The following is a 15,001-nucleotide window of genomic DNA, read 5'->3' on the forward strand; positions in this document are numbered from 1 at the left end:
TCAATCCTTTCGACGATTGACTCGCACTCCGGCTGAGTTGATCAATGAACACTGCACCGGGTGCGCCAGTTCCGCAGCCAGTCCGCCCGCCAGAAAGGCGAGAATCGTCATCAGCCGTTTCATGCGTCCTCCACGACCGACGAGCTGGCGCCATTGGCTACGCCGGCCTCCAGCGTATACGGGTCGACACCCTCCAGGCAACCGATGTTGACCCGCCACAGCCGTGGGTCCTTGCGCGTCTGATGGAACGGATAAATGCCGCAGTGCTTGCAGAAGTAGTGCTTCGCGGTGCGCGTGTTGAACTGGTACAACGTCAGCGCTTCTTCGCCTTGCAAGATGGTCAGCTCGCCGGCGGCGAACGGCGGCGTCATCAACGCGCCCTTGCGGCGGCACAGGCTGCAATTGCAGCGCTCGGCGGGAACGACGGCGGTGCGGACTTCGAATTTGACGGTGCCGCAATGGCAGGACCCGTGCAGCGTTTCGGTGTTCATACGGCTCTCCACAATAGGAATGGCTGCTTTATAGCCCAGTCCGCGCGACGCTTTGTATCGCAATGTATCTGGACGCCCGCGCGACACAAAACATTGCACCCGCGGCGCGTCGGCGACACAAGCCAGATACGTGCGGGCGGTCCAATACGGCCATGTTCATCAAAGGAAGGCCTGTCATGATCTCCCGACTCAAAATCGTCACTACTGCCGCGTTGCTCGTGGCTACCGTGGCGGCCAGCGCCGCCGCCCTCTCCGGTCTGGTCGGCAACCCGCTGGCGGACGCCGACGCCGGTTCCGCGTCAAGCCGGATCAATCACAGCACTGTCGCGCCGGAATTCACCGGCATCGACAAATGGCTCAATAGCGATCCGCTGACCATGCAGCAGTTGCGCGGCAAGGTCGTGCTGGTCGATTTCTGGACCTATACGTGTATCAACTGCCTGCACGTGCTGCCGTACGTGAAGAGCTGGGATCAGAAGTACAGGGACCAGGGACTGGCGGTGGTCGGCGTGCATACGCCGGAGTACCCGTTCGAGCGCAGCACGACGAATGTCAGCAGCGCGATCAAGCGCCTCGGCATTACGTTCCCGGTCGCCCAGGACAACCGCTATGCGACGTGGAGTGCTTACGATAACCAGTACTGGCCCGCGTTCTATCTGGTCGACAAGAAGGGGCACGTGGCGTATACGCATTTCGGCGAAGGCGATTACGAACAGACCGAGGCGAAGATCAAGGCGTTGCTCGCGGAAACGCCGTGAATCGTGGCAGCGAGGTTCGCGGTGCAAGCCCTTTTGTTGCCGCCGTTGACAGCAATGCCACGCGTTGTTTCAGCACGCTGGGTTTATGTCTGGGACGAACGCGATTTGGTGTGATTTTTTTGGCAAAGGTATTATCTTTGGCCGTAACGTGGCCGGGGCCGTTCCGCCGCCGCGATGCATCCTTATCTATCAGGGAGTTTCGATGGCCGGTCTCATCAAGGCCCTGTTCGGCGACGAACAGGGCAATCTGCGCCAGAAAGTCGGCGGTCTTTATCTGTTGCTGATCGCGTTCAACGTCGGCGCGTGGGTCTGGGCGTTCGCGGCCTTTCACCATTACCCGCTGCTGATGGGTACGAGCCTGCTGGCCTATTCGTTCGGCCTGCGGCACGCGGTGGACGCGGACCACATCGCCGCGATCGACAACGTCACGCGCAAGCTGATGCAGGCGGGCAAGCGGCCGATCACGGTCGGCCTGATGTTCTCGCTCGGACATTCGACCATTGTGGTGCTGGCCTCGGTGGGCATCGCGGCCACCGCGATGGCGTTGCAAACCCGGATGGCCGGCTTCAAGGAAATCGGCGGCCTGATCGGCACGGTGGTGTCCACGCTCTTCCTGTTCGCGATCGCGCTGATGAACCTGGTGATCCTGCGCTCGGTGATCCGCGCATTCCGGCGCGTGCGGCGCGGCGAGCCTTACGCGGACGAAGACTTCGACTTGCTGCTTGCCGACCGCGGCTTTCTCGCGCGCATTTTCCGGCCGCTGTTCCGCCTGATCACCCAAAGCTGGCACATGTACTTTCTGGGCTTTCTGTTCGGCCTGGGTTTCGATACCGCGACCGAAGTCGGCCTGCTCGGCATTTCCGCCGCTGGGGCCGCGCAAGGCATGCCGATCTGGTCGATCCTGGTGTTTCCAGTGCTTTTCACCGCGGGGATGACGCTGGTCGACACCACCGACAGCATCCTGATGCTGGGCGCGTATGGCTGGGCTTTCGTCAAACCGATCCGCAAGCTGTACTACAACATCACCATCACGACGATTTCGGTCGTGGTCGCGTTGCTGGTGGGCAGCATCGAGGGGCTGGGTCTCGTCGCGGACAAACTGCAACTGACCGGCCGCTTCTGGGACCTGATCGGCAGTCTCAACGACAATTTCGGTGTGATCGGATATGTGATCGTCGGCGTGTTTATCGTGAGCTGGCTGGTGTCGGCGGCGTTCTACAAATGGAAGCGGTTCGACGAAATGGATGCGGGGTCGACGCAGGCTTGATTGATTGCTTGCTTGGCGCTGGCGGTCTGGTCGCCATGCGCGGCCGTACACCGCCGTACACCGTGCAGTGGGCAGCTTTTAATCCGTCGCCGCGCCGACACCCACGCGCTTCTCGCCGAGCGTCTGCAAGATCGCTTGCACGACCCGTTCGACATCCGGCCAGTTTCGCGCGTGCTGGCCTGCCACATAGTGCTCGGGCGCGACGCTTCGATAAGGCGGCGGATAGCCCCAGATCGCGTCGTGCACTTCGGGCCGCGTAATGCTGCCGCCGATCACAGCCACTGTCGGACGACGAAACGCGGCCGCGACATGCATCAGCATCGACGAATTCGTCAGCACCAGATCCGCATTTTCAGCGAGCGCGAATACGCTGCGCATCGGCAATTCACCCGCCAGCGAGCGCACCGGCACAGCCGGTCCGGCTGCGGCGATCGCTTCGGCAGCGCGCGCCCGATCGGCCTCGCTACCGACGATCACGATATCGCCGGTCTCATCTTCTGCTTCCCACGACTGGGCGACCCGCGCGAGCGCGGCGCCGACCTGGCCGGCATCCCACGCCTTGGTCGGAACCCCGGCGCCGACACCGACCAGCACGCGTAGCGTGCGGCGACCCGCAACCGGCGTCTTCCAGATTTGCGCGGCATGGGCGCGTTCTTCGTCGGTCAGGAACAGTTGCGGGCGTGCTTCAGGCAATGTCGTTGCGCCGAGCAATTCTCCCTGCGCAAGCGCGGCGCGGCCAGACTGACGCCGCGCGAAGTCGATGTATGCCTGGCAGCCGCTCCAGCCGCCGCGATAGCCGCGCACGCCGATCCGGTAGCGCACGCCCGCGCGCATCATCAGCAGTGCGCCCATGTAGCTGCCGAGCACGTCGATACCGACATCGACACCGCCGCGCGCACGCAGCGCCGCGACTTGCGGCGAGCGCCACAGAAAGCGCAGCACGTTGCGATGCGAGCGGTCTTCGACCAGTTTGTTATTCCAGGGCGCATCGATTTCGACGATTTCGTCGATATACGGATTGTTCTCGAGAATCGGCCGCCCCCAACTGCCGACGCCGGCGATCAGGCGGGTCGCCGGGAAGCGTTTGCGCAGCGCTTCGAAAAGCGGCGTGGTGGTGAGCAGTTCGCCGAAGTCGTTCGGACGCAGCACCAGAATCTCGCGCGGCGTCGCGCGATGCGGGTCGAAGCGGGGCGGATAGAAGCGGCCCATCACCCAGACCGGCGTTTCGATCAGCAGGTTTTTCCAACCCATTGTGACTCCGACGTGGGATGAAGGACATCGCCCCGATTGTGCCCGGCCGCTGTCGCGGAGTCTGTGGCGGTCCGTACAGAGCCGTGGAGGTCGTGCTGGCCGATTCCGCCACTGCGTGAAGGGTGCGGCTCGCTCGAAACGTCGACGCATGCCTTCACGTGACATAATTCCCGCAGCAGTTTCCAGCGAGTAGTTTTCGGCAGTAATGCTTTCGACACAGCAAGGGCTTTCTTGCTTCAAACCAGGAGATTCGAATGAGCAAAGGATATTGGGTGACCGCGTACCGTGAGGTGAAGGACCCGGCGAAGCTGGCAGCGTACGCGCAGATCGCGGCCCCCGCGGTGGCCGCTTCCGGCGGCAAGTTCCTCGTGCGGACCGCGGCCGAGGAAGTGCGCGAACAAGGCCTGACGCAACGCACGGTGGTGATCGAGTTTCCGTCTTACGAAGAAGCCGTCGCCGCTTATGAAAGCGATGCCTACCAGCAGGCGCTGAAGGCATTGGGCGACGGCGCCGACCGTGATCTGCGCATCGTTCGCGGCGCGGAATGATGTGAACGGTGTGCCGGTCATGAACGGCCGGCACACTCGATGTCTTGTGTTCGGACTCACGCGCGCGTCGTGATACGAACGCGGCATCTCAAGCGGACAGCTTCAGCATCTCCGCATACAGATCGGCCTTGCCTTCGAAGCCGATCCCCGGCAGGTCGGGCATCGTGATGTACCCGTTCTCGACCGCGACGCCGTCAGGAAACCCGCCATACGGCTGGAACAGATCCGGATACGATTCGTTGCCGCCGAGTCCCAAACCGGCCGCGATATTCAGCGACATCTGATGACCGCCATGCGGAATGCAGCGGCTGCGCGACCAGCCGTGCTGATGCAGCATGTCGAGCGTGCGCAGATATTCGACGAGGCCATAACTCAGCGCGCAGTCGAATTGCAGCCAGTCGCGGTCGGCGCGCATGCCGCCGTAGCGGATCAGGTTGCGGGCGTCCTGCATCGAGAACAGGTTTTCGCCGGTCGCCATCGGCTTGTCGTAATAGTTGCGCAGCGTCGCTTGCAGTTCGAAATCGAGCGGATCGCCTGCTTCTTCGTACCAGAACAGATCGTATTGCGACAGCGCTTTCGCGTAGCGGATGGCGGTGTCGAGATCGAAGCGGCCGTTCGCATCGACGGCAAGCTTCTGGCCGTCGCCGAGAACGCCCAGGATCGAATCGATGCGGCGCAGGTCTTCGTCGAGCGACGCACCACCGATTTTCTTCTTCACCACCGTATAGCCGCGGTCGATATAGCTGCGCATCTCGTCCTTGAGCTTGCCGTGATCCTGGCCCGGGTAGTAATAGCCGCCCGCGGCGTACACGAAAATCTTGCGGTCGGGCTGACCGTTGCCGTAGCGCCCGGCGAGCAACTGGAAGAGCGGCTTGCCTTCGATCTTCGCGACGGCGTCCCAGATCGCCATATCGATCGTGCCGATTGCGACCGAACGTTCGCCGTGGCCTCCCGGCTTTTCGTTGGTGAACATCGTGGCCCAGATCCTGTGCGGATCGAGGTTGTCGCCGGCATCGTTCACGAGCGTGGCCGGGTCGGCTTCGAGAAGGCGCGGAATGAAACGTTCGCGCATCAGCTTGCCCTGGCCGTAGCGGCCGTTGGAGTTGAAGCCATAGCCGATCACCGGCTTGCCGTCGCGGATCACGTCGGTGACGACGGCGACGAGGCTCAGCGTCATCTTGCTGAAATCGATGTAGGCATTGCGGATCGGCGAGCTGATCGGGACGGTCTTTTCGCGGATTTCGACGATTCTCATGGTGTTTCCAGATGGCATCGCGGTAGAAGGAGACGCTAGGTTATTCGCGAAAGATGGCGTTATGATTCACTGAAAATCACTTCTTTATTAACTTATGGTGAAGACTGATATCGCTTCGCAGTTGCAGTTTTTCGTGCTGCTCGCACGTCACGGCAATCTGAGCGCGGCCGCGCGCGAACTCGACCTGACGCCGCCCGCGGCGACCAAACGGCTCGCGCAACTGGAAGCGCGCCTCGGCGTGCGGCTCGTCAACCGCACCACGCGCAGCATCAGCTTCACCGCGGAAGGCGAGACCTATCTGCATCACGCCACGCGGATCCTCGCTGAGATTCGGGAAATGGAAGAGGCGGTGTCGTCGAGCCGTTCGGCGCCGCGCGGTTTGTTGCGTGTGAATGCGACGCTGGGCTTCGGCCGCACGACGATCGCGCCGCTCGTCTCCGAGTTTGCGAAGCGTTATCCGCATGTCGAAGTGCAACTCGATGTCACCGACCGGCCGATCGATCTCGTGGAAAGCGGGGTTGATCTGGCGATCCGTTTCGGCTCGCTCCCCGACAAGCGGCTCAACGCACGACGGGTGATGTCGAATCGCCGGTTTCTGTGCGCCTCGCCGCGCTATCTGGAGCAGCACGGCACGCCTCGTAGCCTGGCCGACCTGGCGGATCACCAGTGCATCGTTCATCGTCAGAACGACGATGCTTATGGAATCTGGCGCCTGACGCACAAAGGTCGTAACGAAGCGATCAAGGTGCGCGGGATGCTGTCGAGCAACGATGGCGATATCGTTCTCGGCTGGGCGCTCGACGGCCACGGCATCCTGATCCGCTCGGAATGGGATCTCGCGAAGTACCTGGAAAGCGGCAGGCTGCGCGTCGTGCTGCCGGAATTCGTGCAGCCGTCGGCGGACCTGTTCGTCTACTACCCGAACAAGCGGAATCAGTCCGCGCGGGCGAGGGCGTTCATCGATTTTCTCGTCGAGCGGTTTAACGCGGCCGCTGCCGTTGGCGTGCATGCCGCGTCATGATATCGGCAGCGCTTAAATACCTGCGAGTGCCGGCAGTTCCCCGTCGTAGCGCATGAGATCGGATCTCGCGTTCTGATGCGCGGCACGCGCCGTTTGAAGCGGTGGCGGCGCACTCTCGACACGCAACGTCAGACACGCCGGATAGCGCGCGCTCTTCTTCTCGAGAATGGCCTGGCTTAGAAATTCGGCGCTATACGCGTTCAGCAAATGCGCGTGATGTGTTTCGATGTACGCGGCCACTCGCGCCTGCTCGCCGTCGATCGCGGCGAGCGACACCAACGTGTAGGCGTCCCAGCGAAAGCGCAGACCGAGTTCGTCGAATGCGGCGTTGTACGCGCACAGTTGCGCGTGGATTTCGGCATCGTGGGCGTCGGCTTGTGTGGGGTTCATGGTCGTCTCCTTCAGGCAGATGGCATGGACCAAGAATAGAAGCGGCCACAAATAAGCGACAGTTAAAGTTATTGTGAAAAACGATAGTGTTTTGTTTATGCGTGGGCGCCAAGGCCGCTTGCGATGAAAACGAGACGGGCGAAACCGGGGGCAACTGCATCCTGACTAGGAAAAAAAACGGCCCGCTGTCTGAGCGGGCCGTTACATAGGCGGGGCGGAGAATGCTGCGGAACACGTCCAGGCCAACAAGCCCTGACCCCTTTTTTCCGTTGCCAGCTACTGTCAGCCGACTGAGCCGCTAGAATAACCGCTTTCATTTCTAGCGGCAAGTCGATGCGGATTGATCAGCGGATCGTGCAGCAGCACGGCCTCACAGCGCGTCAGCATTTCTTTTGCGAGTGCTGGTTCAACCTTGTGCATGAAGCATCACTGGATGCGTTCCGTGTGCGAGCCATGAACCCGCTGAACATTCTGCGGGAACTGCTTCGGATGGTTGAGGGTGGACACGCAAATGAAGGCGATGTGGGTCGGGTCACTGCCGAAGCGGTAGAAATCCTCTCTGACCATATCATCATGTCGGATGAGGTATTTCGAGTGTCTGCTGGCCACCTCATTTCCATTCTGACCGAAGCTCGGCCAAAGCAAAGCGGTCAGGACGCGGATGAATCGAAAGTGCTAAAAGCTTGGGGCGCGGCGGTCGCAAGACATCATTCGCTGATCGACGCTTTCGGACGGGAATTGGAAAAGGCGCTCGACGACCATTTCATCGCCCGTTGCGTGTCATGGTTGGAACATGAATTGTCTGTACAGGAAGCCTCCCCCGAACTTGAGAACATCGAGTCAAAACTCGGTGAAATCGAGAAGGTGACGTCGACCTTGTTGAGCACCCTGATTAACCGGGGCTGGAGCTTTGAGTCTCTGTTCATGTTGTACCGCCTGATGTTGTTGCCCAACGTTGAGAAGGTGGCTGAAACGTCGGCATATGTCTTCAGTGAAGCTCTTGGTGAGGTGTTCCAGCGGCTTGGTTCACAGCCGAAGCCATACCGGGTCACGTTTTCGATCAGCAACGTCAGTAAGCCTGATTACTTTCCTGCTCGTGTGGGCGACATCGAGTTCAGCATGCAGCCTCCCGAGATCGGCCCGAAGTCAAGCAACTATGTCCGCCGGTTTGCGTCGGCTAGCGGAGGCCGACTGTTCGCTACAACGACTGCGTACGCGCAGGACGGGCGGATAGCCGGTTCGGTCGCGGGTGATCGGATCGGGCAGGTCCTTGATGTCGTCCGCTATGACTATGAGCGGAAGAACGTCCAACTTTCCAACAGCTTCCTGTTGGCCAAGGAAGGCCGGCATATGCTGCTGCCATTGCCGGGCACGGTTCCCAATCCCGATTCGTCACTTACCGCTGAGCAGTTGGAGGAGTTCATGCGCCGTCTGCAGGAACTGGTTGGCAGCGGGACGCTTTCAGCGGACGCGAAGGATCGCATCTATTCGACATTCAGGCTGTATCGGGTCGGTGCCGAGACGTCAAATTTCGAGAACAAGCTGGTTAACTGGTGGACCGCCGTGGAATTCCTCGTCAAAGGCATTGGCGGTGGAGGAGGCATCGGCGAGGGTGTTGAAAACTCTCTGGCGCCGACAGTGGCAATGTCCTATCTGCCTAAGCACCTCACGGCGCTGCGCTCGGCATTGGTTGATCTCAAGATCGATCTGCGCGACGCCGCGGGTGAGCCGCTGGAATTGGGCAGCATGAAGTTATCGGCGTTCTACAACGTCTTGCAGGACCCCGCCATGAAGCGTGCGATAGAAGCTGCGTGTAGTACGCACCCTTTTATCTGGTTCCGTACCAGGCGATTTCTCGCCATGATTTCAACCCACCATCGGATCCTCGATGCGCTGAACAATCACGAACGGAGGCTGCGCTGGCATGTTCAGCGAATTTATCGAGCCCGCTGCGACATTGTGCATAGCGCGCAGCGCGTGGTCGATGCGACGTTGCTGTGTGCGAACCTCGAGTTTTACCTGAAGACGGTCTTGTCCGCGTTCCTTGACGCATTCCACCGCCATCCGACCATGCGTAGTCCCCGTGAGTTCTTTGACCGGCAGCGACACGCGCTTGGTCAGATAACGAAAGAACTCAAGGCGAACCAGAACGCAAGCCTGATCGCATTGCTGGCCAGCAGGGACGCTTCGGGTGCGCTTCCGTGAGGGCGCCGTACTAAACCTGCGCTTTCTCAGCCCATTTATCCCGCCCACGCAGCAGATCGGCATCGATATGAGTGATCGCCGCGATCTGCGCAGCGCCTTCGCGGATCAGAAACTCCTTGAACGCGAGCGCAGCGGGAGGTAGACGCTTGTTCTTGCGATGCACCACATACCAGTCGAGCATCGCTGGAAAACCGGCCACGTCCAGCACAGCGAGATTACCGACCTGTAATTCGAGGCTGATCGTATGCGCGGACAGAAAGGCGATGCCCATGCCGGCAATCACCGCCTGTTTGATCGTTTCGGTGCTGCGAATCTCCATCGCCACATTGAGCCGGCCGATGCCGCCCGCGAAACTCTCCTGCATCGAATGCCACGTGTCCGAACCCTTCTCGCGGACGATAAACGGCTCCTTGCTGAGCGTCGCGAGCGAGATGCGCTTTTTGCCGACGAGCGGATGCAGCGGCGGAGCGACGATCACATACGGATGCGGGGCGAACGATTCGTTGAGCGTGTCGAGATCGCGTGGCGGGCGCACCATGATCGCAAGGTCGGTCAGGTTGTGCGCCAACTGGTGCAGCAGTTCCTCGCGATTGTGCACCGCGAGATTGAGCCGCACGCCTTGGTTGCGGCGCGCGAATTCGCCTAGCAGACGCGGAAAGAAATAGTCGCCGGCGCTAATCACCGCGACATTCAACTGACCGCCCGCAATGCCCTGCAAGCGGTCCATCGCACCATCCATTTCGCGGAACTGGTCGATGATCGAACGTGCGTAGTGCAGCATCTCCGAGCCTGCGGGCGTCAGATAGATTTTTTTGCCGAGCTGCTCGAAGAGCGCCAGACCTGCATGCTCTTCTAGCTGTTTCAGCTGAGTGGAGACGGCGGGCTGCGTGAGATAGAGTTCGTCGGCGGCCCGTGAGAAACTCAGGTGACGGGCCACCGTTTCGAAGATCTTCAGTTGACGCAGCGTGGCATTTCTCATGGACCGTACCCAGTAAGGGCAAACCATATATTAGGGATGCCTAATACAAACCATAAAATGTTTTAACTTTCACTGATTGCCGTTCTCGCGCAGCATGCCCTCAGACTCGCTGCTCGCGCAACTACTTTATTCAGTCGTCGCGCGAATCGCGAACTAAGGGTTTTCGTTAGTGCGCGTGTGCTTTAGCACGTTGATGCAAACCCCGCTGGCCGACCATGGCCGCTTCACTGCAGCATATCTGCTGGCGGTAAAGCGATTCTCGAATACGTAAGTCCAACGTGCCGCTCGAGCGCGACGGAGATTCCAGGAGACGTAAGACATGGGCTATTCCAATGCGGCCAAGGGCGGCAGTACGCCGTTCATACATAACCGGTGGGTGCAGCTAGCGATCGGCATCGTCTGCATGGGACTGGTTGCGAATCTGCAATACGCGTGGACGCTGTTCGTCGTACCAATGGACCATGCGCACCACTGGGGACAGGCGGCGATTCAGACCGCGTTCACCATTTTCATCGTGACCGAAACGTGGCTTGTTCCCGTGGAAGGATGGCTCGTCGATAAATTCGGGCCACGGCCGGTCGTGATCGGCGGCTCGTTGTGCGCGGCGCTCGGCTGGATCATCGATGCGCATGCCGGCAGCCTCGTCGCGCTCTACGTCGCGGCGGTGATCGCCGGCATCGGCGCGGGTTGCGTGTACGGCACTTGCGTCGGCACCGCACTCAAATGGTTTCCGGACAAGCGCGGCCTCGCCGCCGGTTTGACCGCCGCGGGTTTCGGCGCCGGCGCGGCCGTGACCGTGATTCCGATCGCCAACATGATCCAGCGCTCGGGTTATGAATACACGTTCATGTTCTTCGGCATTTTTCAGGGCGTCTGCATTCTGCTGCTCGCCACCCTGCTGATCCGGCCGAAGCCTCCCGTTACCGCTGTTGCGGCGAAGCGCGTCGTTGCCACCAAGATCGACTACACGCCAGGCCAGATGATCCGTTCGCCCCTTTTCTGGGTGCTGTATCTGATGTTCGTGTTCGTCGCGGCCGGCGGCATTATCGCGACTGCCCAACTCGGGCCGATCGCGAAGGAATTCGGTTTCGAGACATTGCCGGTGAGCCTGATGGGCATCACGCTGCCGCTGTTGACGATGGCCTTGTCGATCGACAATCTGTGCAACGGCTTCACGCGTCCGTTGTGCGGTTTTCTGTCGGACCGTATCGGCCGCGAAAACACGATGTTCATGATCTTTCTCGGCGAGGGCGTCGCGTTGCTCGGCTTGATGCAGTTCGGCCACAATCCGTACGCGTTCATGTTCTTCGCGGCGGCTGTGTTCCTGTGCTGGGGCGAGATCTTCTCGATCTTTCCGGCGACTTGCGCGGACACCTTCGGCAGCAAATATGCGGCGGCCAATGCGGGCACGCTCTACACCGCGAAGGGGACCGCTTCGATGCTCGTGCCGATAGCGTCAGTGCTGTCGGCGAATGGCGGGTGGGGGACGGTGTTTATCTCGGCGGCGGTGGTCTCGATCGCGGCAGCGGTGTGCGCGAAGTTCGTGCTCGCGCCGATGCGAAAGCGCTGGATCGAGAACACGGTCGCGGTGCCGGTCGGCGGCGGGGTGGTGGCCGAAGCGCGGTTGCGTCCGGCGTCGGGCGGGCCCTCCGAATGAACTGACGAGCCAACTGACTTGCCGTCGCGGGATAAGCTGCCGCGGCGGCAACACAATCCACGCGCCGCGTTCGACGGCGCGCTCTCGTGACTTGCGACCTGTGGCGCGCCGCCCAGGTCGTTTTCTGCGTTTTCCACTTCCCTTCATATAGAAGTAGCGCGAATGGTGCGCGGTATACCCGCGTCCGCGATGATAGCGGATTACACTAACTGGACGAATATGTGTATGTGATATATGGTATTGAATATATTTTGTGACCTCCGCGTGGCCCTCAACGAGTCCTCTCAAACCGGGAAGCACAGTCAATGGCTGATACGCAAACCGATGTTTTTTCCGTGGCGCCGTCATTGACGCTCGTGCCGATCAGCGCAACGGCTTCGCTGCGCGACCAGGCGTACGCCAAACTGAAACAGGCGATCGCCGAGGCCGACATCTATCGCTCGCGTGAAGAAATCCGGCTCGACGAAAAAGAACTGACGGAAGCGCTCGGCGTCAGCCGTACGCCGGTTCGGGAAGCGATGACGTTACTCGAGCAGGAAGGGTTTCTACGCACGGTGCCGCGCCGCGGTATCTACATCCAGCGCAAAACGAAGAAAGAAATCGTCGACATGATTCACATGTGGGCCGCGCTCGAAAGCATGGCGGCGCGCCTTGCGACGCAGCGCGCGTCGGACGCCGAGATCGACGCGCTGAGACGCATGTTCGACAACTTCCGCGATACCACGCCGGCTGAGCACATCGACGAGTATTCGGAAGCGAACATCGCGTTTCATCAATCGATCGTGCAATTGTCGCAATCGCGAATTCTGCTCGATACGATGAAGAATCTGTTCGTACACGTCCGCGCGATTCGCAAGATGACGATCTCGCAAAGCGACCGGGCATCGCGCTCGATTGTCGATCACATGCGCATTATCGAAGCGCTGGAGCGGCGCGATACAGAACTCGTGGAAAGTCTCGTGCGAGAGCATTCGCTTGCGCTGGCGGCTTTTGTCGAAGCCAATTGCGACTTTCTCGACTGAGCGGCAGATAGTCATGTAGCGCGACGTGAGTTTTCTCGAGAAGGAGAAAGCCGGCCTGCATGCGTCATAAGAATGAATCAGCACTGCAACGCGTGGAGCGTTGCAGTGCTTTTTTATTGTCCTTCGCAAACGCGTTTTCCTGCTGGCGGAGTACTTTTTTGCGCTCGCTACTCACGAGAGTCGTGATCAAAAAAACCGCGATCGACTCAGTTCAACCGCTACGCGCCCCTTGTGCGACGCAAACATTTGAACCTGCCTTCGCTTTAAATGCCGACCGCCGCGACGAAGTGCAATGCAGCAAACCTCAGCACTTCAAAAATGACGCTTGACTAATACTGTGTGTGGAATATTGTATATCACGAATCACACAACGCCCGGCCACGGAGGAGAGACGTCATGGCAGAAGCTGACAGCACCGCAGCAGAAGAGACCTTGAAACAGCAGGCGAGCGAAACGACCGACGGATTTCACCTCGTCATCGATGCACTGAAACTGAACGACATCCACACCATCTTCGGACTGGTCGGCATTCCGATCACGGACCTCGCGCGGCTCGCCCAGGCCGAAGGAATGCGCTTTATCGGCTTTCGCCACGAACAGCACGCGGGCAACGCGGCGGCGATCGCCGGCTACATGACGAAGAAGCCGGGCATCTGCCTGACGGTGTCGGCACCGGGCTTCCTGAACGGCCTGACGGCACTTGCCAACGCGACCACCAATTGCTTTCCGATGATCCTGATCAGCGGCTCGAGCGAGCGCGAGATCGTCGATCTGCAGCAGGGCGATTACGAGGAAATGGATCAGCTGAATGCGGCCAAACCGTACGCGAAGGCCGCGTACCGCGTGCTGCATGCCGAAGATATCGGCATCGGCGTGGCGCGCGCGATTCGTGCCGCGGTGTCGGGTCGTCCTGGCGGCGTCTATCTGGACTTGCCCGCCAAACTGCTCGCACAAACGCTGGACGCGGTGAAAGCGCAGCAGTCGCTGGTCAAAGTAGTCGACGCGGCGCCGCAGCAGTTGCCCGCGCCGGACTCGGTCAAGCGCGCGATCGACGTGCTGAAGAGCGCAAAGCGTCCGCTGATTCTGCTCGGCAAGGGCGCGGCCTATGCGCAGGCCGACGCCGAGATTCGCGCGTTCGTCGAGCAAAGCGGCATTCCGTATCTGCCGATGTCAATGGCCAAGGGCTTGCTGCCCGATACGCACGAACAGTCGGCGTCGGCGGCGCGCTCGTTCGTGTTGCAGGAGGCGGACGTCGTCGTGCTGATCGGCGCGCGTCTGAACTGGCTGCTGTCGCATGGCAAGGGCAAGACGTGGGGCGCGGAACCGAAGCGCTTCGTGCAGGTGGACATTTCGCCGACCGAGATCGACAGCAACGTCGCGATTGCCGCGCCGGTGATCGGCGACATCGGCTCGTGTGTCGCGGCGCTGCGTGCCGGGCTCGACGCGACGTACACGAAGCCGAACGCCGAGTGGACCGGCGCGATTGCCGAGCGCAAGAGCAAGAACCTCGCGAAGATGGCCGCGACGCTCGACAAGAACCCGTCGCCGATGAATTTCCACAGCGCGTTGCGGGCGATCCGCGATGTGCTGAAGACGCGCCCCGACATCAACGTCGTCAATGAAGGCGCGAATACGCTCGACTACGCGCGCAGCATCATCGACATGGTTGAGCCGCGCAAACGCTTCGATTCCGGTACGTGGGGAATCATGGGTATCGGCATGGGCTTCGCGATCGGCGCGGCAGTGACGAGCGGCAAACCGGTTGTCGCGATCGAAGGCGACAGCGCGTTCGGCTTCAGCGGGATGGAACTCGAAACCATCTGCCGCTACGACTTGCCGGTGTGCACGATCGTGTTCAACAACAACGGCGTGTATCGCGGCACCGACGTGAACCCGACGGGCGGCAAAGACGTCGCGCCGACCGTGTTCGTCAAGGGCGCGCGCTACGACAAGATGATCGAAGCGTTCGGCGGCATCGGCCGTCACGCGACCACGCCGGAGGAATTGACCAGCGCGCTGCTCGAAGCGATTGCATCGGGCAAGCCGACCCTGATCAATGCCGTAATCGACGAAGCGGCGGGCACCGAAAGCGGCCGCCTGACCAATCTGAATCCGCAAAGCGCGGCGATGAAAAAGTGATCCAGAGCAACCACGGAG

The 15,001-nt window shown here is 60.6% G+C and carries 14 protein-coding genes; 8 read left to right on the forward strand and 6 right to left on the reverse strand.

Features of this window, described 5'->3' with window-relative positions:
• Complete coding sequence (locus tag PQQ51_RS15900) at positions 1 to 123, reverse strand: hypothetical protein (protein WP_408497741.1); 123 nt, start codon at positions 121 to 123, stop codon at positions 1 to 3.
• The gene (locus tag PQQ51_RS15905; RefSeq protein WP_408497742.1) at positions 120 to 491 is read right to left on the reverse strand and encodes a GFA family protein; all 372 of its coding nucleotides are present in this window, start codon (positions 489 to 491) and stop codon (positions 120 to 122) included. The genes PQQ51_RS15900 and PQQ51_RS15905 overlap by 4 nt, the downstream gene beginning before the upstream one ends.
• Before the next feature lie 176 nt (positions 492 to 667).
• Here PQQ51_RS15905 and PQQ51_RS15910 point away from each other — a divergent pair, with 176 nt between their 5' ends.
• Both PQQ51_RS15910 and PQQ51_RS15915 read left to right on the forward strand, forming a co-directional pair.
• Entirely contained in the window at positions 668 to 1,249 is a 582-nt protein-coding gene (locus tag PQQ51_RS15910; RefSeq protein ID WP_408497743.1) for a thioredoxin family protein, read from the forward strand.
• A gap of 202 nt (positions 1,250 to 1,451) precedes the next feature.
• Entirely contained in the window at positions 1,452 to 2,516 is a 1,065-nt protein-coding gene (locus PQQ51_RS15915; protein WP_408497744.1) for a HoxN/HupN/NixA family nickel/cobalt transporter, read from the forward strand.
• Between the two features lie 78 nt (positions 2,517 to 2,594).
• Here the strand turns inward: PQQ51_RS15915 and PQQ51_RS15920 are convergent, their stop codons facing one another.
• Entirely contained in the window at positions 2,595 to 3,767 is a 1,173-nt protein-coding gene (locus PQQ51_RS15920; protein ID WP_408497745.1) for a glycosyltransferase family 9 protein, read from the reverse strand.
• Positions 3,768 to 4,021: 254 nt separating this feature from the next.
• On the opposite strand from PQQ51_RS15920, the gene PQQ51_RS15925 reads away from it, so the two are divergent.
• The gene (locus tag PQQ51_RS15925) at positions 4,022 to 4,315 is read left to right on the forward strand and encodes a DUF1330 domain-containing protein (protein ID WP_408497746.1); all 294 of its coding nucleotides are present in this window, start codon (positions 4,022 to 4,024) and stop codon (positions 4,313 to 4,315) included.
• An 88-nt stretch (positions 4,316 to 4,403) separates the two neighbouring features.
• Here PQQ51_RS15925 and PQQ51_RS15930 read toward each other — a convergent pair whose 3' ends face one another.
• Positions 4,404 to 5,570, reverse strand: coding sequence for a mandelate racemase/muconate lactonizing enzyme family protein (locus PQQ51_RS15930; RefSeq protein ID WP_408497747.1), 1,167 nt, complete (start codon positions 5,568 to 5,570; stop codon positions 4,404 to 4,406).
• 97 nt (positions 5,571 to 5,667) lie between these two features.
• Here PQQ51_RS15930 and PQQ51_RS15935 point away from each other — a divergent pair, with 97 nt between their 5' ends.
• Entirely contained in the window at positions 5,668 to 6,591 is a 924-nt protein-coding gene (locus PQQ51_RS15935) for a LysR family transcriptional regulator (protein ID WP_408497748.1), read from the forward strand.
• A gap of 12 nt (positions 6,592 to 6,603) precedes the next feature.
• Here PQQ51_RS15935 and PQQ51_RS15940 read toward each other — a convergent pair whose 3' ends face one another.
• On the reverse strand, positions 6,604 to 6,981 hold the full coding sequence (locus PQQ51_RS15940) for a hypothetical protein (protein WP_408497749.1): 378 nt from the start codon (positions 6,979 to 6,981) through the stop codon (positions 6,604 to 6,606).
• Positions 6,982 to 7,314: 333 nt separating this feature from the next.
• On the opposite strand from PQQ51_RS15940, the gene PQQ51_RS15945 reads away from it, so the two are divergent.
• The gene (locus PQQ51_RS15945; protein ID WP_408497750.1) at positions 7,315 to 9,186 is read left to right on the forward strand and encodes a hypothetical protein; all 1,872 of its coding nucleotides are present in this window, start codon (positions 7,315 to 7,317) and stop codon (positions 9,184 to 9,186) included.
• Positions 9,187 to 9,196: 10 nt separating this feature from the next.
• Here the strand turns inward: PQQ51_RS15945 and PQQ51_RS15950 are convergent, their stop codons facing one another.
• The gene (locus PQQ51_RS15950; protein ID WP_408497751.1) at positions 9,197 to 10,165 is read right to left on the reverse strand and encodes a LysR family transcriptional regulator; all 969 of its coding nucleotides are present in this window, start codon (positions 10,163 to 10,165) and stop codon (positions 9,197 to 9,199) included.
• Between the two features lie 319 nt (positions 10,166 to 10,484).
• Between PQQ51_RS15950 and oxlT the strand changes: the two genes are divergently transcribed.
• From oxlT to oxc, 3 genes are all read left to right on the forward strand, one after another.
• Positions 10,485 to 11,822: an oxalate/formate MFS antiporter gene (oxlT, locus tag PQQ51_RS15955; protein ID WP_408497752.1), complete on the forward strand. Its 1,338-nt coding sequence runs from the start codon at positions 10,485 to 10,487 to the stop codon at positions 11,820 to 11,822.
• A 305-nt stretch (positions 11,823 to 12,127) separates the two neighbouring features.
• On the forward strand, positions 12,128 to 12,844 hold the full coding sequence (locus PQQ51_RS15960) for a GntR family transcriptional regulator (protein ID WP_408497753.1): 717 nt from the start codon (positions 12,128 to 12,130) through the stop codon (positions 12,842 to 12,844).
• 396 nt (positions 12,845 to 13,240) lie between these two features.
• Positions 13,241 to 14,983 (forward strand): oxalyl-CoA decarboxylase, encoded by a 1,743-nt coding sequence (gene oxc, locus PQQ51_RS15965; protein ID WP_408497754.1) that lies wholly within the window; start codon positions 13,241 to 13,243, stop codon positions 14,981 to 14,983.
• Positions 14,984 to 15,001 lie beyond the last annotated feature (18 nt).

Source organism: Paraburkholderia xenovorans (assembly GCF_046030735.1).
Lineage (GTDB): Bacteria > Pseudomonadota > Gammaproteobacteria > Burkholderiales > Burkholderiaceae > Paraburkholderia > Paraburkholderia xenovorans_A.

Excerpts from the sequence above, each read along its gene's own strand:
- PQQ51_RS15900 (WP_408497741.1), bottom strand. The coding sequence starts at position 123 with ATGAAACGGCTGATGACGATTCTCGCCTTTCTGGCGGGCGGACTGGCT.
- PQQ51_RS15905 (WP_408497742.1), bottom strand. The coding sequence starts at position 491 with ATGAACACCGAAACGCTGCACGGGTCCTGCCATTGCGGCACCGTCAAA.
- PQQ51_RS15910 (WP_408497743.1), top strand. The coding sequence starts at position 668 with ATGATCTCCCGACTCAAAATCGTCACTACTGCCGCGTTGCTCGTGGCT.
- PQQ51_RS15915 (WP_408497744.1), top strand. The coding sequence starts at position 1,452 with ATGGCCGGTCTCATCAAGGCCCTGTTCGGCGACGAACAGGGCAATCTG.
- PQQ51_RS15920 (WP_408497745.1), bottom strand. The coding sequence starts at position 3,767 with ATGGGTTGGAAAAACCTGCTGATCGAAACGCCGGTCTGGGTGATGGGC.
- PQQ51_RS15925 (WP_408497746.1), top strand. The coding sequence starts at position 4,022 with ATGAGCAAAGGATATTGGGTGACCGCGTACCGTGAGGTGAAGGACCCG.
- PQQ51_RS15930 (WP_408497747.1), bottom strand. The coding sequence starts at position 5,570 with ATGAGAATCGTCGAAATCCGCGAAAAGACCGTCCCGATCAGCTCGCCG.
- PQQ51_RS15940 (WP_408497749.1), bottom strand. The coding sequence starts at position 6,981 with ATGAACCCCACACAAGCCGACGCCCACGATGCCGAAATCCACGCGCAA.
- PQQ51_RS15945 (WP_408497750.1), top strand. The coding sequence starts at position 7,315 with ATGCGGATTGATCAGCGGATCGTGCAGCAGCACGGCCTCACAGCGCGT.
- PQQ51_RS15950 (WP_408497751.1), bottom strand. The coding sequence starts at position 10,165 with ATGAGAAATGCCACGCTGCGTCAACTGAAGATCTTCGAAACGGTGGCC.
- oxlT (WP_408497752.1), top strand. The coding sequence starts at position 10,485 with ATGGGCTATTCCAATGCGGCCAAGGGCGGCAGTACGCCGTTCATACAT.
- PQQ51_RS15960 (WP_408497753.1), top strand. The coding sequence starts at position 12,128 with ATGGCTGATACGCAAACCGATGTTTTTTCCGTGGCGCCGTCATTGACG.
- oxc (WP_408497754.1), top strand. The coding sequence starts at position 13,241 with ATGGCAGAAGCTGACAGCACCGCAGCAGAAGAGACCTTGAAACAGCAG.